This window comes from Mycolicibacterium llatzerense (assembly GCF_000878195.1).
Classification (GTDB): domain Bacteria; phylum Actinomycetota; class Actinomycetes; order Mycobacteriales; family Mycobacteriaceae; genus Mycobacterium; species Mycobacterium llatzerense.
This window is the reverse complement of the sequence record NZ_JXST01000067.1, coordinates 1-19,719: the sequence shown is the minus strand read 5'-3', so window position 1 is coordinate 19,719 and position 19,719 is coordinate 1. Positions and strand designations below refer to the sequence as shown.

The 19,719-nt window shown below is 66.4% G+C and carries 22 protein-coding genes and 1 pseudogene; 10 read left to right on the top strand and 13 right to left on the bottom strand.

Annotation, left to right across the window (positions count from 1 at the left end; translation table 11 throughout):
• The 4 genes and pseudogenes from TL10_RS31880 to TL10_RS32015 all read right to left on the bottom strand — a co-directional run.
• Positions 1 to 268, bottom strand: a pseudogene (locus TL10_RS31880) (hypothetical protein); the annotation flags it as partial.
• A gap of 186 nt (positions 269 to 454) precedes the next feature.
• Entirely contained in the window at positions 455 to 892 is a 438-nt protein-coding gene (locus TL10_RS28200; RefSeq protein ID WP_234711562.1) for a hypothetical protein, read from the bottom strand.
• A gap of 104 nt (positions 893 to 996) precedes the next feature.
• Complete coding sequence (locus tag TL10_RS31075; protein WP_131630826.1) at positions 997 to 1,239, bottom strand: hypothetical protein; 243 nt, start codon at positions 1,237 to 1,239, stop codon at positions 997 to 999.
• A complete protein-coding gene (locus TL10_RS32015; protein ID WP_260971728.1) occupies positions 1,236 to 1,364 on the bottom strand; it encodes a hypothetical protein in 129 nt (42 codons plus the stop codon). The genes TL10_RS31075 and TL10_RS32015 overlap by 4 nt, the downstream gene beginning before the upstream one ends.
• 505 nt (positions 1,365 to 1,869) lie before the next feature.
• Here TL10_RS32015 and TL10_RS28195 point away from each other — a divergent pair.
• Entirely contained in the window at positions 1,870 to 2,898 is a 1,029-nt protein-coding gene (locus tag TL10_RS28195) for a hypothetical protein (RefSeq protein ID WP_043988264.1), read from the top strand.
• Here the strand turns inward: TL10_RS28195 and TL10_RS28190 are convergent.
• Together TL10_RS28190 and TL10_RS28185 are read right to left on the bottom strand one after the other, a co-directional pair.
• Complete coding sequence (locus TL10_RS28190; protein WP_043988258.1) at positions 2,895 to 3,500, bottom strand: TetR family transcriptional regulator; 606 nt, start codon at positions 3,498 to 3,500, stop codon at positions 2,895 to 2,897. The two genes, TL10_RS28195 and TL10_RS28190, sit on opposite strands and share 4 nt — an antisense overlap.
• A 110-nt stretch (positions 3,501 to 3,610) precedes the next feature.
• Positions 3,611 to 4,222 (bottom strand): pyridoxamine 5'-phosphate oxidase family protein, encoded by a 612-nt coding sequence (locus TL10_RS28185; protein WP_043390911.1) that lies wholly within the window; start codon positions 4,220 to 4,222, stop codon positions 3,611 to 3,613.
• A 97-nt stretch (positions 4,223 to 4,319) separates the two neighbouring features.
• On the opposite strand from TL10_RS28185, the gene TL10_RS28180 reads away from it, so the two are divergent.
• Positions 4,320 to 5,681 (top strand): cytochrome P450, encoded by a 1,362-nt coding sequence (locus TL10_RS28180; RefSeq protein WP_043390457.1) that lies wholly within the window; start codon positions 4,320 to 4,322, stop codon positions 5,679 to 5,681.
• On the opposite strand, the gene TL10_RS28175 is transcribed toward TL10_RS28180, so the two are convergent.
• Positions 5,678 to 6,358: an MspA family porin gene (locus TL10_RS28175; RefSeq protein WP_043988262.1), complete on the bottom strand. Its 681-nt coding sequence runs from the start codon at positions 6,356 to 6,358 to the stop codon at positions 5,678 to 5,680. The genes TL10_RS28180 and TL10_RS28175 overlap by 4 nt on opposite strands.
• Positions 6,359 to 6,530: 172 nt before the next feature.
• On the opposite strand from TL10_RS28175, the gene TL10_RS28170 reads away from it, so the two are divergent.
• Positions 6,531 to 6,773, top strand: a complete 243-nt coding sequence (locus TL10_RS28170) for a hypothetical protein (RefSeq protein WP_131630825.1) — start codon at positions 6,531 to 6,533, stop codon at positions 6,771 to 6,773.
• A 16-nt stretch (positions 6,774 to 6,789) separates the two neighbouring features.
• Here the strand turns inward: TL10_RS28170 and TL10_RS29880 are convergent, their stop codons facing one another.
• The 4 genes from TL10_RS29880 to TL10_RS28140 all read right to left on the bottom strand — a co-directional run bounded on the left by TL10_RS29880 (position 6,790) and on the right by TL10_RS28140 (position 11,768).
• The gene (locus TL10_RS29880) at positions 6,790 to 9,309 is read right to left on the bottom strand and encodes a cellulase family glycosylhydrolase (RefSeq protein ID WP_052506573.1); all 2,520 of its coding nucleotides are present in this window, start codon (positions 9,307 to 9,309) and stop codon (positions 6,790 to 6,792) included.
• Between the two features lie 143 nt (positions 9,310 to 9,452).
• Positions 9,453 to 9,989 carry a hypothetical protein gene (locus TL10_RS28150; RefSeq protein ID WP_231575463.1) on the bottom strand — a complete coding sequence of 179 codons (537 nt, stop codon included), beginning with the start codon at positions 9,987 to 9,989 and terminating at the stop codon, positions 9,453 to 9,455.
• Between the two features lie 170 nt (positions 9,990 to 10,159).
• Positions 10,160 to 10,831: an MspA family porin gene (locus TL10_RS28145; protein WP_043390464.1), complete on the bottom strand. Its 672-nt coding sequence runs from the start codon at positions 10,829 to 10,831 to the stop codon at positions 10,160 to 10,162.
• 250 nt (positions 10,832 to 11,081) lie between these two features.
• Positions 11,082 to 11,768: an MspA family porin gene (locus TL10_RS28140; RefSeq protein WP_043988251.1), complete on the bottom strand. Its 687-nt coding sequence runs from the start codon at positions 11,766 to 11,768 to the stop codon at positions 11,082 to 11,084.
• 417 nt (positions 11,769 to 12,185) lie between these two features.
• On the opposite strand from TL10_RS28140, the gene TL10_RS28135 reads away from it, so the two are divergent.
• From TL10_RS28135 to TL10_RS28115, 5 genes are all read left to right on the top strand, one after another.
• Positions 12,186 to 12,713 carry an Rv2240c family protein gene (locus TL10_RS28135; RefSeq protein ID WP_043988261.1) on the top strand — a complete coding sequence of 176 codons (528 nt, stop codon included), beginning with the start codon at positions 12,186 to 12,188 and terminating at the stop codon, positions 12,711 to 12,713.
• Between the two features lie 25 nt (positions 12,714 to 12,738).
• A complete protein-coding gene (locus TL10_RS28130; RefSeq protein WP_043988260.1) occupies positions 12,739 to 13,437 on the top strand; it encodes a sensor domain-containing protein in 699 nt (232 codons plus the stop codon).
• A gap of 67 nt (positions 13,438 to 13,504) precedes the next feature.
• A complete protein-coding gene (locus TL10_RS28125; protein WP_043390474.1) occupies positions 13,505 to 13,945 on the top strand; it encodes an SRPBCC family protein in 441 nt (146 codons plus the stop codon).
• 47 nt (positions 13,946 to 13,992) lie between these two features.
• Complete coding sequence (locus TL10_RS28120) at positions 13,993 to 15,072, top strand: CaiB/BaiF CoA transferase family protein (RefSeq protein WP_043988249.1); 1,080 nt, start codon at positions 13,993 to 13,995, stop codon at positions 15,070 to 15,072.
• Between the two features lie 64 nt (positions 15,073 to 15,136).
• Positions 15,137 to 15,574, top strand: a complete 438-nt coding sequence (locus TL10_RS28115) for an SRPBCC family protein (RefSeq protein WP_043390478.1) — start codon at positions 15,137 to 15,139, stop codon at positions 15,572 to 15,574.
• Between the two features lie 86 nt (positions 15,575 to 15,660).
• Here the strand turns inward: TL10_RS28115 and TL10_RS28110 are convergent, their stop codons facing one another.
• Positions 15,661 to 16,821 (bottom strand): pyridoxal phosphate-dependent aminotransferase, encoded by a 1,161-nt coding sequence (locus TL10_RS28110; protein WP_043988247.1) that lies wholly within the window; start codon positions 16,819 to 16,821, stop codon positions 15,661 to 15,663.
• Between the two features lie 11 nt (positions 16,822 to 16,832).
• Complete coding sequence (locus TL10_RS28105; protein WP_043390484.1) at positions 16,833 to 17,333, bottom strand: DUF2834 domain-containing protein; 501 nt, start codon at positions 17,331 to 17,333, stop codon at positions 16,833 to 16,835.
• Positions 17,334 to 17,403: 70 nt separating this feature from the next.
• Between TL10_RS28105 and TL10_RS31520 the strand changes: the two genes are divergently transcribed.
• Together TL10_RS31520 and TL10_RS28095 are read left to right on the top strand one after the other, a co-directional pair.
• On the top strand, positions 17,404 to 17,988 hold the full coding sequence (locus tag TL10_RS31520; RefSeq protein WP_043988245.1) for a TetR/AcrR family transcriptional regulator: 585 nt from the start codon (positions 17,404 to 17,406) through the stop codon (positions 17,986 to 17,988).
• 63 nt (positions 17,989 to 18,051) lie between these two features.
• A complete protein-coding gene (locus TL10_RS28095; protein ID WP_043988244.1) occupies positions 18,052 to 19,599 on the top strand; it encodes a phytoene desaturase family protein in 1,548 nt (515 codons plus the stop codon).
• Positions 19,600 to 19,719: the final 120 nt, after the last annotated feature.

Sequence of the window (19,719 nt, the reverse complement as noted above, 5' to 3'; positions counted from 1 at the left end):
CGCCGCAGCCGCCCCCACCACCGCAACCGCCACCACCGCAGCCGCTGTGCCCACCACCGCAACCCGAGTGCGCCCCGTGGCCTCCCTCGCTGCAGCCGGAGAAGTCGGCACCGGCCGCCCAGCCGGCAGCTCCGGCGTCGGCAACAGGCCCGAAGCTCCCGCCGCGGGTAGTTCCAAGGCGCTGAAGCCCCCGTCGCTTGACGGTTACGAAGAGCAAAATGAGCGCCGCGTCGAACGCGATGACCACGACCGGAATCGTCCACCACATGATCGCGTCCTCCCGCATCGTGTACGCACTTACGGGACGAAGCGGACCATCACCGCAGCGCTACCGATCCCAACTCCGGCGTCGTACTCGCCACGTACCTCCACCGCCGTCACTCGGCACCCGACGCGTCGTTCAGTGCGGCCCTCTGCGCCGTGGAGAACCGCGTCACCGCCAATCCGGGTGAGGTTATTCGGCCCGGGTCGGGCGAGGCGCCCACAACCGGCTCCACACTTCACGAATCGCGACGCCGAGCAGAACCAGTGCGAACACCACCAGCAAGCTCAACTCGAGACCACCGCCGAATCCCGTGCCGTAGTGGAGCGCACTGAGAATGATGGCGGCGCCGGTGATCGGCGCGAGAATCGTGACAATGCCCGCGGGCCATCGCGCGACGGATATCGCTTCGACCACGGCGGCAATCGTAGTGATGGCCAGCGCCACGACCGCGACGGTCGAGAGGACGTTCACGATGAAGAACCCGTCGTTCAGCGCCAGCGGATGGTCGGTCAGCGGCTCGTACGCCGTCCAGCCAAAGTCTTTGTGCCCCAACCCGACTCCGAATATCGACTCGTCATAGTCGGCGTACCGCCGCGGCAGGCCGAAGTTCAATGGCGCTGAATTCATCTCCGTCATGAGACGAGCGACGACGAACACCCACCACGACACGGCCCCGGTGACGTAAGCGATCCGCGCCGTAACGAAGCGCCGACCGTGGAGTTCAACGCAGCTCATCCGAATACCGGCGCGCCGTTCGGACCGATCTGTGGCGCCGGCATGAAGCACGGCGGGATCCCCGGCGCGTACGGGGGCACGCAGGGCTGCGGGAAGCACGGCTGCCCGTTCCAGTACGTCGACTGGTTCGGAGGACACACCGTCATCGGTTCGGCGGCGGACTTGGGGGCAGCCAGCAGTGCGGCAGCTCCGGCAACCGAGACAACGATCGCTACTACGGCTGCGGACCAGCGAGTCATGACTCGTCTTCTTCGTCTTCAAGCCGCGGGCGTGGCTTGCGCATCACCACCACTGCCCAGATCACGCCGCCGATAAGCACCGCGACGATCGCCAAGAAGACGAGCTGTCCCGCCAGGTAGTCCATCGCATCCCCCTGCCCCCGAAATCCAAGGATAAGGGGATCACCGGCATGGTCCCCGCGGAGATTTGGGCGTCTCCCGCTGAGGTGACAGCGGGACGGAACTCGCGCGCTCACTCAGTCAACTCGCGGGTGTACCTCTAACTGTGGCGTCGGGCTACGTTGGTCACTGAACGGGTGAAAGCGTGGCGATGATGGCCGGTCTCTTTCGGATGGGCACGTACCTGGCGGCATGCGGGGCACTGGCGATCGGCCTTGCATCGCCCGCGGCGGCCGACGCTGCTTTCGATCCAACCGGGAACCGATCAGGTGGACCGGTACCGACCATCAATGGTGTGCCATGTGTCGGCGGCGGCCTGGGCGCTTGCCTGAGTATGAGGCAGAACCGTCCGCCCGTGTCGGTGCCGCAGTCCGGGGTGGGGCACAGTCCGACCGTGCGTCGCTGAGTATCGAGGTGCCGGCCGGTCTCGCAACCCGCGGCCGCTGAGTTCCGCTGGGTAAGGTGCTGGTGATGACCAATTTCCCTGAGCCGGTCGATGACCTCGAGCCGCAGCTCGAACCGGTCGCCGCCCGCCTCCTCGACGCGCAGGTGGCGTTCGCCATGCAGCAGCTGCGCGGCGAGAACTACCACAGCTTGGTGCTCGACGAGATCGAGCACGCCCTGCTGGAGGCGTCGGAGATCACGCTGTCTGACGCCGTCACGCCCACCATGATCAAGAACGTTGCCGCGAAGTACGCCGTGCAGGTGCCGGTGGAAGGCGGCATCGCGGAACTGGTCAGTGAGGTTGCCTTGCGGCTGTATCAGCTCACCGCGACCACGGACACCAGCTTCGGCGACGTCATCGACGGGCGGCGTTTCGGCGAGCTCAGTGCGATGGTGGTCGAGATGGGGGTCACCCAGCGCGTGCTGGAGCGAATCCTGAGCAGCGAGGCGTTCGCGGAATTCTGCGTGACGCTGGTTCAGCACTCGCTCGCGGAATCTGTCACGGAGGGTGGCAAGTCATTGGCCCGCGGCCGGGTGGGCCGCATCATTGGCGGACTCGGCGCCCGGATGCCGCAGTCTGCGGTCGAACGGCTGGAGCTTCGGGCAGAGGGCCTGGCGCGCCGTGGCGCCCGCTTTCTCCTCGCGCACACGCATGCAGACGAGAACGTGCTCGCCGATGCGGTCAACGAGCTGTGGCGCAGTAACCTCGACACCCCGCTGTCGTCTGCGGCATCGGCGATCTCCGCTCGCGACGTCGAGGACGCGGTCGTGCCGGTCTACGAATTCTGGCGCACCTTTCGCGACACCGACTACTTCCGGGCGCTGCTCGACGAGGGCATCGACCACGTCTTCGAAAAGTACGGCGAGGTAAGCCTTTACGAGCTGCTGCTCGATCTCGGAGTCGGGCGGGAGGACATGATCGAGGAAGCTCTCCGCTTCGGCCCTCCGGTGATCGCCTTGCTCGACGAGCGGGGCTACCTGGAATCGGTGCTACGGCGTCGGCTCATCCCGTTCTACGTCTCGGATGAGTTCCGGGATGCCTTGGCGGGCTCCTAGCCGGACGTCGCCACACTCACCAGCGACGACAGGACTGTCATCCGGCGCTCCTCGATTTCCGCGGTCGGCGGTAGGACGTCCTGGAAGATGGCGGCGCCGTCGAATGCGTTGAGCAGCACAATCACCATCGCCTGGAAGTTCTGCCTGCCCTGGGAGTCAAGGCCTTCGGCTGCAGGCAGTGATTCCGCAGCGTGAAAGATGTTCATTTGGTACTGCGTGATCTCGTCTTTGAGCATGACCCTGAGCTTTTCGTCGGTTCGCGCGGCGACCAGCAGTTCGTAGGTGACGCCGTTGGTCGGGTTGTGCGTGATGTCGCGCAGGACCCGCAACAATGCCTCCGGGGTGCGCGCGTCGGCCGGGATTTGTGCGATCTGGCTCTTGTACAACGCGAGTTGTCGTCTGCCGGCCTCACCAAGGGTCGCGGCCATCAGTTCCCTCATCGTGGGGAAGTGCCGGAAGATCGCGCCGTCGGACACGTGGGCACGTTTCGCGATCAAAGCCGCAGTAGCGCGGGCATAGCCGACCTCGATGATCGTGTCGATGGTCGCACCCAGGATTCCGGCTACCGTCGTCTCACGACGCTCCTGCTGGGTCCTTGACATAAGCGACCTTAACGCGCAGGTCACCGCCTACGCGGTCGAATCCGAATGGGTATGGCCTTGAACGCCGGCCTGTTTGGCCCCGCAGGCGGACAAACAGAATGGCTGCTGGCTCAGCGGCTCTCCAGCTCGGCTACCCGCGCTTTGAGTGCCTCGATCTCGGCCTGCAGCTCGGCTTCTCGCCCGTCGAACTTGGCTTGGTACGCCTCACCCAGCTCACGCAGGTACTCGCGATCGAATCGCGGGATGATGGACCGCGAGCAGTTCCAGTCGAAGGCCTCGACCGCGATCTCGATCTCCCGCTGCGGCCCGTCTTCGATGACTGTCCCGCGGCCGAAGACCTTGAGCCGGCTGCGCCGCGGATAGTCGACGAAGAACATGGCCAGCCGGTCGTCGGCCGCCAGGTTGCCGAGGGTGACGAACTGGTTGTTGCCCGGCAGATCGATGAACCGCAGGCGGCCGGTCTCTGGTAGATACCGGACGAATCCGGCTGGGCCGCTGCGGTATTGGAGATAGGGCCAGCCATTGGGGGTGACAGTGGCCAGGCAGAATTGGTCCGCCCGCCGGATCATCAGCAGCTCGCGGTCGTCGAGGCGCTGGGGGCCGTCGTCGGCGCGTTCGGTGTGCCGGCCATAGGCCAGATAGCTGCCGTTGCGCTGCTGACGATTCAGCGCATCGGGGCCGAATGCCAGGTGGTGATAGTGGTTGTTCGGCTCGGTCGACACAACGGCCACGCTACGCCGGTCCCCGATCGCGAATCGTCGCCAAAGATCCTTCGTTTGATTGACGCGCTGCCGGTTCGGCACTGATTGGCTTTTCGGCATGACCACGGTGAACTCGGCCGGTGTCCAGGCGTTGCCGCTGGCGCCCAAGAACCCGCTGCCGTACCGGCAACAGATGCAAGCGGCGCGGACGTATCACACAGGGCTGGAGACACTGCGGGACGCGGGAGGCCCGGTTACCCGCTTGGTGCTGATGCCCCGATGGGTAGCGCCTCCGCTGGTCATGGTGACCTCTCCGCAAGGCGCACACGATGTCCTCACCAGCGACGACGTCGACCGCACCGCGGTGCACGACGAGATTCGTCACGTGCTCGGCCCGAACCTGTTCGACCTACCGAACGCCCCGTGGCTGCCGCGGCGGCGCACGTTGCAGCCGCTGTTCACCAAGCACCATGTCCGCGGCTGGGGCGGGTACATGGTGCAGGCGGCGGAGACGGTCGCCGCGGGCTGGCGAGAAGGAGTCGCGATCGATCTGGACGCCGAGTGCCGACGGCTGACCCTGCGCGCGCTCGGCCGCGCGGTGCTGGGCGCCGACTTCGACGAGCAGGCGACCTCCGTCGCCGAGCCGTTGTTGGTGGCGTTGTCCTATGCGATGGATCGAGCGCTGGCACCGGTGCGCGCGCCCCGTTGGCTGCCGACACCCGCACGCAATCGGGCCCAGGCTGCCAGCGCCACGCTGCACACCCTCGCCGGGGAGATCCTGGCGGCGTGCCGCGCTGATCCTGCGCGGGAGGCACCGCTGGTGCGGGCGCTCATGGAGGCGACCGACCCGGACACCGGCCGTGCCTTGACTGACAGCGAAATCTGCGACGAGCTCATCATCTTCATCCTGGCCGGCCATGACACGACCGCGACGACACTGGCCTACTCGTTGTGGTCGCTGGGCAATCACCATGAGGTTCAGAGCCGGGTGGCTGATGAGGTCGCGGCGCTCGGCGCCCGAGAACTCGGCCACGACGATGTGACCCGCTTGCCCTACACCGTCCAGGTGCTCAACGAATCTCTGCGACTTTGCCCGCCCGGTGCCATGACAACCCGAATCGCGAAGCGCGACATCGCCGTTGATGGCTATCGGGTCGAGGAAGGCAGCCTGATCGGGGTGGGCATCTACGCGCTGCACCGCGACCCGGCACTGTGGGAACGGGCGCTGGAATTCGATCCTGACAGGTTCGCTCCGGAGAACTCGGCGGGCCGGGATCGGTGGCAGTATCTGCCGTTCGGCGGCGGCCCACGTAAATGCGTCGGCGATCACTTCGCGATGCTGGAGGCCACCCTGGCGTTGGCTACGCTGGTACGAAGCCATGAAATCACCTCACTGACAACCGATTTCCCGATGGCGGTGCCGTTCACTACCGTCGCTGCCGCGCCGATTCTGGCTCGGGCGAAGCACAGGGCCGGCTAGACAGTTGTCGTTGCTCCGACGTAGGACAGCACGACGTCGGATTGATCGGTCTGCCGGGTCAGCGTCGCGTACGAGCGAATGAACGACTGACCCACGCAGCCATCGATCTTGATGTGAAAGTTGCTGATCATCACCCAGGGGTTGGCGCTCTTGAATTCCTTCTTGTTGACCGGCACCACGAGCACGAAGCCGGGTTTGAGCCCTACGGTGATGACGCCGTTCACTGGCGTCGAGATCACCGGCAGGATTCCCGTCGGCACCGCGCCCAATGGCCCCGACACCCCGACCGACGGCGTCAGGCCGGCGCTGCCGGCCATCGTCACGCCGTTCGACGTGCTCATATCGATGCCGCACCCGATCTCATAACCGACTTCCAATAACCCCCGTGGTTCTCCAGGCCCGACCAGCGACGCGATGAAGATGCCGCTCGAGAGGTATTCACGTGACGACACGGCGGTCGTCAACGGCGCCACTGGCACCTGCGACTCATCCCGGGCGCCGAGCGTCAAGGTCCAGCCATCAGGCGTGTTGACGGTGGCCGGCACGCCTGGCGGGACTTTTCCGTCGGTAGGCGGCGCGGCGTCGGGTACCGCCGCCGGATCGGCGCCCGCCGGCGGCGTCAAGGGTGCGGTGACGACGACACACACAGCGATAACCGCAGCGCGGCGGAAAAGCACGCGTATCGGCTTCACGGCCGAAACGCTAAGCGGTGGACGATTCACTTGAGGGCCAACGTGTTCCACCGAGATTCGAGTTGTTCCGCATTTGTGATCGATACGCGACATCGACGCGCAAGGGTAAGCGGCATATCGTGGGATGAAGTCAGTCAGTCGGCCCGAGGAAGAAACCATGAAGCGCAGATGGGTGGTCCGGTTGACGGCCTGTGCGCTCGGTGTTCTCGGCGTGAGCGCAGGTGCCGGCCTGGCCCACGCGCAGCCTGACCCGACATGGCCTATCGTGCCGTCGATCATCGATCAGCTGATCACCTCGACTCCGGCGCTGTCGGTGGACCCGCGCGATGCGGGTGCCGCTGTATCCCGTTGGGGCGGCGTAGGGATGGTCTGCCAGAACCCGAACGTGCGCTGCCGCTGACGTGAGTGCCGAAGCGTCAGGGCGCGGCGGTCACCACGACCTGGACGACGCCAGTGTCGGTGTCCGATGCGATCACCAATGCCGGTGCGTTCGCGGCTGAGACCACGTGGCCGCCGGTGACGGTGACCGTGTACCCGTTCGGGTATGCGACGGCGGGCACCGAAATGGTGCTCTGTGAACCGACCGCGAAGTTACCCGAACCATCCGCCTCCGCCGTCGAGTAGCTGAAGGTGAAGGTGCCCTTGGTATTTGAGAGCCTGAGCGGGGTTCCGGAAACCGCCTGCGGATACGGGGACGCCAGCACCTGCAGGCTGCCCGTGTTGACGTTGCCGCCGGTCGGTGGCAGGGCCGGGTCGTAGACCACTGACTCGCCGTCGGTGCTGCCGCTGGTGGTGATGTCGCCGACACCGGAGTAGGCCCACTCGGACCAGCTCATCAGGTATTGATCGGCGGCGCTCATCTCGGCTTTCAGATCCGACGTCAGGTTGGAGGCGCCGAACTCGTTCATGAACACCGGGACGTTGTGGGCCTTCCCGTAGGCGTTCGCGGTGTTGGCCTGCTGCCTCGCCAGCCACCCGCAGATGCTGCTGGTGGCCGACCCGGCGCAGTAGTCATGAAACGCCAGAACGACATTCGTGTCGTCGATGGTGCCCAGCTGGATCGGCGCGCCGAGGATCGCGGGTATCTCGGAGACCGCGGGGTTGGCGGGCTCGACGAACAGCGCGGTGTTCGGATCCACGGCCCGGATGGCAGCCGCCACCTGGTTGTACATCGGGGTCAGCTGTTGATATCCGTAGAACGGGCTGCCCAGCAGAGTCGGCAGCCAGGAGGTGCCCGGGAAGGGCTCGTTCATGATGTCGTACCCGATGACGCTGTTGTTGCCGGCCATTGCGGCAGCGACCGTCTCCCAGGCCTTGGCGTAGTTGTCCTGGAGCCCGATTCCGTTGGCGGCGTTCGAGTTGTTCCAGAATGCGTCCCACGCCGCGGTTTCGGCGGGGTTCAGGTAGTAGCTGCCGGGGAAGCCGAATCCCTGGTTGGGCAGCCCGCCGGTCTGCGTGGCCCACTCCGGGGCGCCCTCGCCACCGAGTGATGCGCTGTACAGGTCCTGGTGCATGTCGATGATCGTGTAGATGCCGTGTGCGGCGAGCATCTGGACGGTCTGCTGGATCGACGCGACATAAGCAGCGTTGTACACCCCGGGCTCGGGCTCGACCCCGGCCCAGATGACACCCAGCCGCACCACATTGAAGCCGTTGGCCGCCAGGAATGCAGCGTCGTCCTCGCTGAATCCGCTGGCCGACGGTTCGTACGGCGCGAGCTTGTACACCTCGTTGAATCCGTGCAGCAGGACAACCTGCCCGTCGCTGTTGGTCAGCCAGACCCCAGTGGACGTCACGGACAGCATGGAGCCGTTGGCACCTGTCTGGACGAGCGTGGCTCCGGTACCGGACTTACCGACCGAGCCGTGGTTGCCGAGCAGGCCTGCGTTGCCGCCTGCTCCACCGAGCGCCGGCAACCCGGTGGACACGGCGCCGACGCCGCTGTTTCCGGCATCTCCGCCGGCACCGCCGATGCCCAGAATGAAGGCGCCGGAGCCGCCATTCCCTCCGCGGCCGCCGTCGGCCCCGTCGCCGCCTCGGCCGCCACCGCCGCCGGCGCCGAACAACAGGCCCTTGCCCTGGCCGCCCCGTCCACCCGCTCCGCCGGTGCCCCCGGACATCGCACCGCCGTTTCCGCCGTGACCGCCAACGCCCATCAGGAAGCCTCCGGCGCCGCCGGTGCCGCCGGACGCTCCCGCGCCGCCGGTCCCGCCCCGCCCGCCGTTGCCGACCATGCCCGCTGCGCCGCCGTTGCCTCCGGAGACCGCGGCCTCGGTGCTGTCCCAACCGGCCCCGCCGTCGCCGAGCAGCCATCCGCCGGCCGTGCCATTCGGTGCGGTCGCGGTGCCGGTGCGGCCGTTCCCGATCACGTAGGTGCCGGCCAGCCTGTTGATGACGCCGTCGACGCCCTGCCCGAGCGGACTGTTGATCCAGCCTTCGATGCCGGTGTGCAGCGGGTTGTAGATCAGTGCACGCATCCATCCGGCCGGGTTGTTGGGCGGCGCCGGCACGGCGTTCTGGGTCGTTGTCGAGGGGAGCGCAGCTGCGACGGCGGCAGGCGTAGTGCTGGTGGCGGTCGGGGTTACGGCCGAAACCCTGGCTGCTGGCTTGGGCTTGGTGACAAGGGGATTCGACGTGACGCGGGGTCGCGACGAGGAGGCGCCGGTGGTTGATGTGGCCGCTCCGGGCGACTGCTTACCAGCCGATTTCGTCGCGGGTTTGATGCTGGCGGGGGATCGGCTGCCGCTCGCGTGTGGGGTCGCGCGGTTACTGCCGGCGTGCGCGGTGGAGCTGACGGCCGAAGAGGCGGGACCACCGGCAGTGTCGTGGCCGGAATCGTTGTCGGCCGATGCGACGGCTGTCCCGGTGGTGAGTCCCACCCCGATGATGGCCGCTGCCAGTCCGCCCATGCCCCATAGACCGGCGCTTACCGTCATCGTCTGTGTATACGTGACGGCTGCTCGTGCTGCGGCTTAATTGGCGAGGCTGTCCGAATTGCAGAATGTTCCGACCGTCGGGAGCGGTTCGGCACAGACGATTTGGGCCCGTCAACCGGAGTTGACGGGCCCAAATCGCGTATTCAGTTGGCCGGGGCCGGAGGAACCGGCGGCACCGGTGCCCCTGGCGGGGGCGGGACATCGGCGGGGTCCGGTCGGAACTCGACCAGGCCCGGCGGGATGTTGGTGCCCGGCGGCGGAGCGGTACCGGGCAGGGATTCGCCGAGCTGTTCGCGCGGCATCTGTCCGAGCAGGCCGCCCTTGAGGCGACCGTCGCGGTACATGTCGATGTAGCGGCCCAGCCACTGACGTCCGGTGACGTCCTCGTTCTCCTGGCCGGCTTCGACGCCGAACTGCTCGCACTTGCCCGGGGCCGACGGCTTGAGGCACTGCTGCGGGCCGTAGCCGTTGTTGAATGCGCGCAGGTTCGGAGTCGTGACGGGCGCGTCCCCACCGGGAGCCGAGGGTGCGGCGTACTGGCCGAGAACGGAGCCGCGGTCCAGGCCGGTCAGGTCGGACGGCGCGCCAAGAGCGGCAGACAAGGGGCTCGACCCGTTGCTTTGCCCTAGAACGTTCAGACCCTGCGGACCCAGGTTGGCGCCCGCGATCGGGATCGCCATGTTCCCCCCTGGACCGTCGGTTGCGACCGGGGCGGGAGGCGGCATTGCGGGGCCAGGCGCTGGGACCGGAGTGGGCAGGGGATCAGCGGATGCGACGTCAGTCTGCGTCATTGCCGCCGCCGCAAGGAAAATCCCTGCGGCGGCAACAACTCCGCGTGTAACACGGTGCATCAGACCGACTTCGTGATGCCGTAGTAGGCGACGATGTCGTCGGTGTCGGTGGTCGAGCTGGTCAACACCGCGTAGGACCGCAGGAAGGACTGGCCGACGCAACCGTCGATCTTGATGTGCGTGTCCTTGAGGGTGACGCGCACCGGCGCCGACTTGAAGGTCTTCTTGTCGACCGGCACCTGGGTGACCGTGCCCGGCTTGGCGTGGATTTCCAGGGTGCCCGACATCGGCATGCTGACACCGGTGGGGATCAGGCCGGCGAGGGTGGAGCCCGAGGTGCTCAGACCAATCTGGCCGATCAGACGCACCTGGCCGAGCTCGATGCCGCAACCGATCTGGTAGCCGGCCTCCAGCGTGCCACCGGCCAGCTTGGTCTTGCCGTTGCCGGTGACGGTGCCGCTGAACGTGCCGCCCACGAGGTATTCGCGCGAGCTGACGGCGGTGGTCAGAGGGGCGACCGGCAGCTGGGTCTCGTTCTTGGCGACGACCTCCAGGATCCAGCCGTCCGGGCTGGTGATGCGCGCCGGCTCGTCGGAAGCGACGATGCCGGTGTCCGGCGGCGGGCCGTCGAAGCCGGCGGGGTCAACCGGGTCGGCCAGGGCGAGCGGCGTAACGGTCGCCGACAGCAGCACGCCTGCTGCGGCAGCCAATGTGGCAAGTCGGTTCAACATGGGGTTACGGCGCCTCTCGTGGTTGGAATCCGAGATCGGAACAATTTCGATTCCCGGAGCATTCAATAGTCGTATTTCGAATTGGTGAACGGCTGGCCAATTACTCGGAACTGGCTCGGTGATGCGTGACGATCAAATTTTTTAATCAGTGACAATATTTTTGTTCTGACTGATTAAATTCGCGTCCGGTGTCTGTGCCCGGTGCGGGCAGGCTCGTGGTGAGCTGTTTTGCCCGCACCGGACATCAGGGTCAGACGGACTTGGTCACACCGAGGTAGGTGATGACGTCGTCGGTGTTGTCGGTCGAGCTGGTCAGGGTGGCGTACGACCGGATGAAGGACTGGCCGGCGCACTGGTCGGTCTTGATCCGGACACCGGTGATGGTGACGCGGGCCGTGGTGCCCTTGAACGACTTCTTGTCGATCGCCACGGTGGTCACGGTGCCGGGCTTCAGGTAGACCTTGCCCTGGAGGCTGATGCCGGTGCCCAGGCTGGGGTCAGTGCCGGCGAACGGGATCTTGATACCCGGCGTGAAGCTGATACCGGGGTTGATCTCGGCCTCGTCAGAGATGATGCCGCAGCCGATCTGCTCTCCGGCTTCCAGCGTTCCACCAGCCAGCTTGGTCTTTCCGCCACCGGTGACGGTGCCGGTGAAGGTGCCGGCGACCCAGTATTCGCGCGAGGAGATCGCGGTGGTCAGCGGGGCGACGGGCAGCTGGGTCTCGTTGGTGCCGACGACCGACAGGCGCCAGCCGTCCGGGGTGTCCAGGATTCCGGCGGGGCCCGACGGCACGGCGCCTTCGCCCGGAGGCGGGGGACCCGGGTTGCCGGCCGGCTGCACGGCCGGGTCGGCGGGCGGGTCGGCGAGTGCCAGCGGCGCGGTGCCGACCGGGAGCACCACGCAAAGGGCTGCCAACATGGCATAACGGTTCGACATGGTGATGAGCGCGCCTCTCGTATCGGGTAATCAGCGTCGCTGCGGATCGCTGAGCGTTGCTGAATTTGTGTCGCTGCGGAGCATCTACTGGCCGGGTTGCCGGACGGTTAACGGACTGCAAAAACTTGCCCCTGCGTTATCAACTACTGGGCGAAGCGGGAATATGCGTGTATTGCTGGATTCATTTGTCGTGGTAGCCGACCAATGAATGTGCAGTTCAGCGACTGTGATCTAGGTCATTCGGCCGCCGGTGAAATGCAACCGACGGAGATTGGAAAGCGCCGGTTTGTCTACCGTTAACCAACTGGCCATGTACACGCCTGACCGTGAGAGGGTCGAACGCCGAGCGTCCGTCATTGCCGGAGGCGATCGTCTCCGGAGGATGCGGCGGTCACACCGAATGACTTGGAGGAAACGGTGAAGTCTTCACGCACCTGGGTACGGCTGGTTGCCGCGTCTGCTGTCGTATTCGGCGCTGGGGCGATGTACCTGCCCGCGGCGGCGGCCGACGACGAAGCGGGTCCTATCGGTCCTATTGATGCCGGCGCTGGTGTGCAGGCTTCCGGTGTCACGTCGTCGAACGCCGACCCGGCCGCGGTGGTGGCATGCTCGCAGTTCGCGTCCGCGCTTGACGGCGCGGCCTCCGGTTACGAGGGCTTCGCCGACAGCCTCGACGCAAACGACCCGTACGTGCACCAGAGCAATGTGGCCGGCCGGACCAGCCTGCGACAGTCCGCGGCGGTTGCCATGGATGCGGCGAACACGCCCGGCCTGGCGCCGGACATCGCCGGCCCCATGCGGTCATGGTCGGTGGGTGCCGCCAAGCTGCTGGTGAAGATGGGCATCGGGATGACGGGCGGCAGCCTCGACAGCACCGCCACCGAGGTCAATACCAACGCCGAGGCCGTCCAGCGTGGGTGCGCCGCGGCCGGTACCCACGCCTGAGCGCGCGCCGGTATATAAGGAACACGTGAAGCGACACGCCTTGGGCGTTGCCGTGCTGTGCCTGGCCCTGGCTGCCTGCGGCGGTAAGACCGGGACGCCGACGCCCGCCACCCCGTCGGTGGTTGCCGAGTCGAGCATCAACGATCTGCTGCTGACCCCGGCCGAACTGAACAAGACGATGGGCGTCACGGGCCTGGTCGGCCAGCCGCCGACGGATGCGATGGACGACCACCGGAACATGCTGCCGAACCTGAATTGCCTCGGTGTCTGGCAGATCAACGAAGCCGTCATCTATTCGAAGGACGGCAAGGACGTCAAGAGCGGCCAGGACTGGAAGGTCATGCGGCAGCAGATGCTGCGGACGCCCGATGTCGATCAGTGGAACTACCTGGCGGCACAGTCGGTCGTCTACTACCCGACGTCCGCGGCGGCCCGTAACTTCTTCAACCTCTCGGCCGAGCGGTGGTCCAAGTGCACCAACCACCACGTGAACATCCGGCTCAACGACAAGCCGCTGCCGAAGTGGCTGTCCGGCGACCTGGAGCGCACCGACACCAAACTCGCGATGCCCATCACGCGTGGCACCGGACCCGAAACCCGTTGGTGCCAACACGTTTTGCAGCTGGTCGCCAACCTGATCATCGACGTCGAGGCATGCACTCCCAAGGCGCCGGTGACAGCGGCCGCTGATATCGCCACGAAGATCCAGGCCGGTATCCACTAGCGGAGATCGTCCCGCTGGTTGCACCATCCCGGCCCCGGCGCGCTGCCCCGTGGTCTAGGGTCGCGCCATGGCAGTCAGCGCGTCGCACGAAGTGACCATCGAGGCAACCCCTGAAGAGATCATGGATGTCATCGCCGATCTGGCGCAGACGCCGGTGTGGTCGCCGCAGTACACCAAGGCCGAGGTGCTGGCCACCTACGACAACGGCCGGCCGAAGCAGGCCAAGATGACCATCAAGGCTGCCGGCATGGCCGACGATCAGATCCTGGAGTACACCTGGACCGACCTGACGGGCAGCTGGGTGCTGATCAGGTCGTCGTCGCTCAAGAAGCAGGAAGCGCGTTACACGCTGACCCCGGCCGGCAACAAGACCAAGGTGAAGTTCGAGATCACCGTCGACCCGGTGGTGCCGATCCCCGGATTCCTGTTGAAGCGCAGCGTCAGCGGTGGCGCAGAGACCGCCACCGAGGGGCTGAAAAAGTTCATGGCGAAGAACAAGAAGGGCTGACGCGCACCGGGATTCAGCCTCGTCGACCCATGGGCTAACGTCGCGGGATGACGAATGCGGGGCCACTGGCCGGTGTCAAGGTGATCGAACTCGGCGGGATCGGCCCCGGGCCGCACACCGCCATGATGCTGGCCGACCTCGGCGCCGACGTGGTGCGGGTCCGTCGCCCCGGCGGTCTGACCATGCCTGCCGAGAACGTCGACCTGCTGCACCGCGGCAAGCGGATCGTCGACCTGGATGTGAAGTCCGACCCGGCCGCGCTGCTCGCGCTGGCCGCGAAAGCCGATGTGCTGCTTGACTGTTTCCGCCCCGGCACCTGTGAGCGCCTCGGCATCGGGCCGGCCGAGTGCGAGGCCGTCAACCCGCGGCTGATCTTCGCCCGGATCACCGGCTGGGGGCAGGACGGACCGCTCGCGCAGACCGCGGGCCATGACATCAACTACCTGTCGCAGACCGGCGCGCTGTCGGCCATCGGCTACCGCGACCGCCCGCCGGTGGCACCCCTGAACCTGGTCGCCGACTTCGGCGGCGGTTCGATGCTGGTGCTGATCGGCATCGTGACGGCACTGTACGAACGCGAACAGTCCGGCCGCGGCCAGGTGGTCGACGCGGCGATGGTCGACGGTGTCAGCATGCTCGCCCAGATGATGTGGACCATGAAGTCCACCGGCGTGATGAAAGATGAGCGCGAGTCGTTCCTCCTCGACGGCGGCGCCCCGTACTACCGCGTGTACGAGACCTCCGACGGCGGCTACATGGCGGTCGGCTCGATCGAGCCGCAGTTCTTCGCTCAGCTACTTGTGGGTCTCGGCCTGGATCCCGCCGAGGTACCCAACCAGTTCGACCTCGCGCGCTACGACGAGATGCGCGACATCTTTGCTGCCCGGTTCGCGAGCCGGACCCGCGCCGAGTGGGCCGAGACCTTTGCCGGCACCGACGCCTGCGTCACTCCCGTGCTCAACTGGACCGAGGCCGCGGCCGGTGACCACCTCCGGGCCAGGTCGACCATCGTCACCGTCGATGGCGTCGACCAGGCCGCACCGGCGCCGCGGTTCTCGCGCACCCCGTCCGGCCCGGTCGGTGCCCCGCCGCAGCAGACCACGCCGATCGACGAGGTCGGTTGGTAACGGTTGAGAAGTTAGCTGACGTATTCCCTACCCGAGGCCGGTGTAGAGGACTAAATTTGCTCTTATGGCAGTTATGGCGTCCCGAGAGCTGGTGATCGACGCCTCGCCCGAAGCCATCATGGATGCGCTGGCCGATATGGACGAGGCGTCGCAATGGCGCAGCTTGCACCGGGAATTACAGGTAGTAGATCGATATCCCGACGGTCGTCCGCACCACGTCAAAGCGACCGTGAAGATCATGGGCATCACCGACAAGGAGCTCCTGGAATACCACTGGGGTGATGACTGGATGGTGTGGGACGCGGCCGACACGTTCCAACAACGCAGTCAGCATGCCGAGTACAAATTGACTCGCGAGGGCGATCGGACCCGGGTGCGGTTCGACATCATCGTCGACCTGGTTGCCCCCATTCCGGAGTTCTTGTTGCGCCGAGCCCGCAAACTGGTGCTCGATGCTGCGGTCGACCGGCTGCGGGCCCGGGTGACTCGGCTCTACGGCTAGTCCACACTCTGCCGGTAGGGACGACTACGGCCGGGCCGTCGCAGTCGAGGCCAATGACCGCATGGCGCAAGCGATTCGTGCACGAATCACAGGGTGCGGAGCCGGCTGATGGCCTCGTCGAGGGTGTCGTCGCGCTTGCAGAAGGCGAAGCGCACCAGGTGATTCCAGCCCGCCGAGTCAGGTGAGTCGGGATCCAGGAACGCCGACATCGGGATGGCCGCGACGCCGACCCGTTCGGGGAGTTGCGCGCAGAACGCTGTGCTGTCGTCGTATCCCAGGGGCCGGGGATCGGCGCACAGGAAGTAGGTGCCGAAGCTGTCGTGCACATCGAATCCGATGTCGGTCAGGGCGCCCGCCAGCCGGTCCCGCTTGCCGCGGTAGGACTTTCGCAGCGCCGCGACCCACGCGTCCTCGTGGTCGAGCGCGTGCGCGACGGCCGGCTGGAACGGCGCGCCCCCGACGTATGTCAGGTACTGCTTGGCGGCGCGGACGCCGGCGATCAGGTCGGCGGGCCCGCAGGCCCAACCGATCTTCCAGCCGGTGCAGTTGAACATCTTCGCGGCGCTGGAGATGGTGACGGTGCGCTCGGCCATGCCGGGGTAACCCGCGAGCGGCCGATGCTGATGGCCGTCGAACGTCAGCTGCTCGTAGACCTCGTCGGTGATCACCAACAGGTCGTGCTCGATGGCGAGTGCGGCGATGGCTGTCAGCTCGTCGTGACTGGCGACCATGCCCGTGGGGTTGTGCGGTGAGTTGAGGATCAGGGCGCGGGTCTGCGGGGTGATCGCGGCGCGGACCCGGTCGATGTCGATGGCAAATCCGTGGTTGTCCGCTGCCAGCGGGACGACGACCCGGCGGCATCCCGCCATTGCGATCACCGGGGAGTAGGAGTCGTAGAACGGCGCGATGATCAGGATGTCGGACCCCGGCTCGACCAGTCCGATCACGGCCGACGCGATGGCCTCGGTGCCGCCGACGGTGACCAGTACCTCGGTGTCTGGGTCGTATTCGACGCCGTAGTGCCGTTTTCGCTGGGCGGCGATGGCCTGGCGCAGCGCGGGGATACCCGGGCCCGGCGGGTACTGGTTGACGCCGTCGGCGATGGCTTGCTGCGCCACCGCGAGCATCGGCACCGGGCCGTCCTCGTCGGGAAAACCCTGGCCGAGGTTGACGGCGCCGACCCGCGCGGCCAGCGCCGACATCTCGGCGAAGATGGTGGAGGCGTAGGGCCGCAGGCGGGCGACCATCCTCGGGGGCGTCACCCCGAGATTGTCGCAGAACCCCTGACGTTGTCGGCCGCACCCTGATGCCGCTGCTGCCGCGCGATGACCGCGAAGTAGAACGCCAGCGCGAAGGCGCAACTGGTGAACAGGCTGCTGACGAAGAACAGCCACGGATGCCGGATGCCGCGCCGCAGACCGTCCGCGATGGTGAACAACGGCAGCAGGATCACATTGATGATCGTGTAGTCCTGGCCGGCAGAGGACGCTGCGGGGTTGACGAACATCAGCCGGATGTAATCCGACCAGCTGCCCGGCCCGGTGATCGGATTGCCGTTCGGAGGTTGGTAATCCATCACGAACTTGGTGTTGAAGTAGTAGCCGAGCGCTATCGAGGCGATGCCGATGACGTAGTAGGCCACCTCGAGAGCCGAGAACGCGGGTCCGTCGGCGGGCTTGCGGAACACCGCCGGATTGAGCTTGACGATGAACGCGATGGTGATCAGTCCGAGGAGGCCGTGGACGATGAGCGAGACCATGCCAGCGGAGTCTGCTCGCCGCCCAATGTTTTGTCAATCATGACAAAACATTCTGCGGTACCGTACTGGGATGCCTCGCCCGCCGCAGACCGTCCGCAGTGAGCGTACGCGCGAGGCGTTGCAACAGGCGGCGTTGGTCCGCTTCCTGGCGCAGGGCGTGGAGGGCACCACCGCCGAGGAGATCGCCGCGGATGCGGGGGTGTCCCTGCGCACGTTCTACCGGCATTTCACCTCCAAGCACGAGCTGCTGTTCGCCGACTACGACGCCGGCCTGCACTGGTTCCGGACGGCGCTGGCCGGACGGCCTGCTGACGAGCCCGTGCTGATAGCGGTGCAAGCCGCGATCTTTGCTTTTCCGTACGACTTTGGCGCCGTCACCAAGATTGCGGCGCTGCGCGAACAGGAACTCGACGCCGATCGGATCGTCAGCCACATCCGCCAGGTCGAGGCGGACTTCGCCGACGCCATCGCCGAGCATCTGGCGCGGCGCGGCGGACCGACGGACCGGTTGCGGATCGCGGTGACCTCGCGGACCATCGCGGCCGCGGTGTTCGGCGCGATGGAGGTGTGGATGCTGGGCGCAGAGCGGTCGTTGGCTGATCTGGCGCGCATGTGTCACGAGGCGTTGGATCAGCTGGCGGCCGGGCCGGTCTGAATCCCGTCGCTCAAAGTTTTGTCACTATTGACACAACTGGTCCGACGGTGCGAGTCTGCGGACATGGCGCAATTCGACGCGATCGTGGTGGGAGCGGGGCACAACGGGCTGGCTTCGGCGGTGATGCTGCAGAAGGCGGGGCTGCGCACGCTGTGCCTGGAGTCCAAGCTCTACTCCGGCGGCATGGCCTCGACCGTCGAGCTGTTCGACGGCTTCAAGTTCGAGATCGCCGGGTCCGAGCAGTTCCCGACGTCCCTCAAGGTGAGCCAGGAGCTCGGCCTCGACGAAGTGCCCAGCGTCGAGCTGGAGGTCATGTCGGTCAACATGCGGGGGATCGGCGACGAGCCGTTCCTCTTCTACTCCGATCCGATGAAGCTGCTCACCCACATGAACGAGCTGCACGGCGCCGAGGCCGTCAACGGCATGGCCGGACTGATGGCCTGGAGCATGGCGCCCGCCCGGGCCCTCGGCCGGTTCGACGCGGGGCTGCCGCCCAAGACCTACGACGAGATGTACGCCTGCGCCACAAATGAATTCGAGCGGTCGGCCATCACCGACATGCTGTTCGGGTCGGTGACCGACGTACTGGATCGCTACCTGCCGGACAAGAACAAGCACGGCGCCATCCGCGGCATGCTGTCGGTGCTGGCGTGCAACTCCACCTACCGCGGCCCGGCCACCCCCGGCAGTGCCGCCGCGCTGGCGTTCGGCCTCGCGGTCCCGACCGACGGCGCGTCGCTGATGCGAAAGCTCAAGGGTGGCATCGGCGCGCTGACCAAGCATCTCGAGGACACGTTCGTCGCGCACGGCGGTGAGGTCCGGTTGCGCAGTGCGGTCGCGGCCATCACCGTAGACGGGGGCCGGGTCACCGGCGTCCGGCTCGAAGACGGCACGGAAATCACTGCGCCCGTGGTGGTTTCGTCGCTTGCTCCGTCGCACACCGTGGATCGACTGCTCGGCGGCGCCGTGCCCGACGACGTGCGGGCCCGCTACACGCGGGTCGACCACCGGGGCAGCTACCTGCAGATGCACTTCGCGCTCGACGGCATCCCTGAGTTCGACGAGCCCTACGAAATCCTGAACAACCCCGAATTGCAGGGCACCATAGGACTTTTCAGCACTCCCGAAGAACTGCAGCAGCAGTGGGAGGACAGTCGCCGGGGTATCGTGCCGGCCGATCCGTCCATCGCCTGGCAGATTCCGTCGGTGCAGGATCCCGGGCTGGCGCCGCCGGGTAAGCATGCGTCGTCGGCGTTCGCGCTGTGGTTCCCGGTCGAAGGCGACGGCGACTACGGCACGATGAAACGTGAGATGGGACAACGGGTTATCGACAAGATCACCCGCGTGGCACCCAACTTCGAGAAGTTGATCCTGCGCCACACCACGTTCACCCCGCGGCACATGGAGCGAATGTTCGGTGCCCCCGGAGGCGACTATTGCCACGGCCTGATCCACCCCGAACAGATGGGCCCGAACCGGCCCGGTCCGCGCGGCTACCTCGACCAGGAGCTGCCGGTCGAGGGGCTGTACCTGGGCGGCGCCGGCTGCCACGGTGGCCCGGCCGTCAACTTCGTCCCGGGCTACAACGCCGCCCACGCCGTGCTCAACTGATATGTAGGGACTGTTTGTCAAGAGGCAGGTGAAAGCCGCCCCAGTGTTGTTCTGGGGCGGCTTTCGTTTGATCGGTGCCAGCGCGGTCGGTGACGGTCGTTGGTCAACGACGGTTGGTGT

Excerpts from the sequence above, each read along its gene's own strand:
- TL10_RS28200 (WP_234711562.1), bottom strand. The coding sequence starts at position 892 with ATGAATTCAGCGCCATTGAACTTCGGCCTGCCGCGGCGGTACGCCGAC.
- TL10_RS31075 (WP_131630826.1), bottom strand. The coding sequence starts at position 1,239 with ATGACTCGCTGGTCCGCAGCCGTAGTAGCGATCGTTGTCTCGGTTGCC.
- TL10_RS32015 (WP_260971728.1), bottom strand. The coding sequence starts at position 1,364 with ATGGACTACCTGGCGGGACAGCTCGTCTTCTTGGCGATCGTCGCGGTG.
- TL10_RS28195 (WP_043988264.1), top strand. The coding sequence starts at position 1,870 with ATGACCAATTTCCCTGAGCCGGTCGATGACCTCGAGCCGCAGCTCGAA.
- TL10_RS28190 (WP_043988258.1), bottom strand. The coding sequence starts at position 3,500 with ATGTCAAGGACCCAGCAGGAGCGTCGTGAGACGACGGTAGCCGGAATC.
- TL10_RS28180 (WP_043390457.1), top strand. The coding sequence starts at position 4,320 with ATGACCACGGTGAACTCGGCCGGTGTCCAGGCGTTGCCGCTGGCGCCC.
- TL10_RS28170 (WP_131630825.1), top strand. The coding sequence starts at position 6,531 with ATGAAGCGCAGATGGGTGGTCCGGTTGACGGCCTGTGCGCTCGGTGTT.
- TL10_RS29880 (WP_052506573.1), bottom strand. The coding sequence starts at position 9,309 with ATGACGGTAAGCGCCGGTCTATGGGGCATGGGCGGACTGGCAGCGGCC.
- TL10_RS28150 (WP_231575463.1), bottom strand. The coding sequence starts at position 9,989 with ATGGCGATCCCGATCGCGGGCGCCAACCTGGGTCCGCAGGGTCTGAAC.
- TL10_RS28145 (WP_043390464.1), bottom strand. The coding sequence starts at position 10,831 with ATGTTGAACCGACTTGCCACATTGGCTGCCGCAGCAGGCGTGCTGCTG.
- TL10_RS28140 (WP_043988251.1), bottom strand. The coding sequence starts at position 11,768 with ATGTCGAACCGTTATGCCATGTTGGCAGCCCTTTGCGTGGTGCTCCCG.
- TL10_RS28125 (WP_043390474.1), top strand. The coding sequence starts at position 13,505 with ATGGCAGTCAGCGCGTCGCACGAAGTGACCATCGAGGCAACCCCTGAA.
- TL10_RS28120 (WP_043988249.1), top strand. The coding sequence starts at position 13,993 with ATGACGAATGCGGGGCCACTGGCCGGTGTCAAGGTGATCGAACTCGGC.
- TL10_RS28115 (WP_043390478.1), top strand. The coding sequence starts at position 15,137 with ATGGCAGTTATGGCGTCCCGAGAGCTGGTGATCGACGCCTCGCCCGAA.
- TL10_RS28110 (WP_043988247.1), bottom strand. The coding sequence starts at position 16,821 with ATGGTCGCCCGCCTGCGGCCCTACGCCTCCACCATCTTCGCCGAGATG.
- TL10_RS28105 (WP_043390484.1), bottom strand. The coding sequence starts at position 17,333 with ATGGTCTCGCTCATCGTCCACGGCCTCCTCGGACTGATCACCATCGCG.
- TL10_RS31520 (WP_043988245.1), top strand. The coding sequence starts at position 17,404 with ATGCCTCGCCCGCCGCAGACCGTCCGCAGTGAGCGTACGCGCGAGGCG.
- TL10_RS28095 (WP_043988244.1), top strand. The coding sequence starts at position 18,052 with ATGGCGCAATTCGACGCGATCGTGGTGGGAGCGGGGCACAACGGGCTG.